This is a genomic window from Priestia sp. P5_B4 (assembly GCF_056400385.1).
In genome coordinates this window covers 1-1,130 of the sequence record NZ_JBFULJ010001089.1, presented here as the reverse complement: position 1 = coordinate 1,130, position 1,130 = coordinate 1, and the positions used below count along the sequence as shown (strand labels likewise).

Here is a 1,130-nt window from a genome sequence, read left to right as displayed (position 1 = left end):
TGTTTAGGTCTCATTTTTTTAAACTCAAAAACCCCTACCTTAGTGAAAAATTTTGCGATAGGGAATGAAAGAAGATAATCGAGTACTATATTTAATGTTAAGTACTTTATAAAGCTACCGTATGTTAGTCTAAATACCCAAATAGTTGTTATAAAAAATAAGCCTAAAAGGTAAGAGAAATCTAAACGATAATTTGGAAATAAAGCATTTTTTACTTTCCACCACTTATGTCTATCAGCTATTTCACCTAAAAGACTAAAGATATAACCAATAAAAGTTGCGACTGGAAGAAAACGAACAAAAGAATTTTTCCCGATCAATGGAGTAGTTAACCAAGGAATAACTAGTGTACTAAATGATAAAGCCTTTCTTTTATTAATCATAAGAACCCCCACAAGATACAATTTTTATTTATTATCCTATTTATCCAGAAGTTTTATTCAATTAAATGGCTCTACAATCGAAGAAAGTCCTTTCTTTATTACAGGAAAGGACCTTTTTTTGAATAAGAAATTAGTGTATATTAGCTAATTTAGTGCAGAAAACCTTTGACTACTTATAAAAGGGAAAGTAAAGGTGAAAATGCTATAGTAACTTACAAATTGTATAATATTCATTAGCCCATTTTAAGTAAATGATCCATTAGGAATAACATCCAATATCTTGAGCAAACTAATCAAGATGTTTCGTAACATCATCCAAGTAGAAATTGCATAAACGTAACAGAAAAAACTCCCCAAGTGGCAGGGAGTTTTTTCTGTTTTTAAGCTGTATATGATATACAAAGTTAGTTTCATAATCATCTTTATCGGCACTGAAAAAGATCCTTTTAACTACTCATTCAGGTGTTTCTTCTACCATATAGACCTGGATTAGTAATATACTGCTTTTATATCTATAAAAAGAAAAGGGGAGTAACAATGGGAAAACAAGTATATATTATCCATGGATACGGAGCCTCACCATCTAATCATTGGTTTCCTTGGCTAAAAGAAAAATTACTAGCAGATGATCATCAAGTTTCAGTTCTTCATATGCCAAATTCGTCTAACCCGAAGAAAGAAGAATGGTTGAAGACATTGACTAATAAAATAAAGGATTTAGATAACAACACTTATTTTGTAGCACAT

General features: G+C 30.4%; 2 protein-coding genes. One reads left to right on the top strand and one right to left on the bottom strand.

Going from position 1 to position 1,130, the window contains the following annotated elements:
- A partial coding sequence (locus AC1DRF_RS29030) for a hypothetical protein (RefSeq protein ID WP_477742444.1) occupies positions 1-383 on the bottom strand: 383 nt, incomplete at its 3' end.
- A gap of 537 nt (positions 384-920) precedes the next feature.
- Here AC1DRF_RS29030 and AC1DRF_RS29025 point away from each other — a divergent pair.
- On the top strand, positions 921-1,130 hold a 210-nt coding region (locus AC1DRF_RS29025; RefSeq protein WP_477742443.1), incomplete at its 3' end, for an RBBP9/YdeN family alpha/beta hydrolase.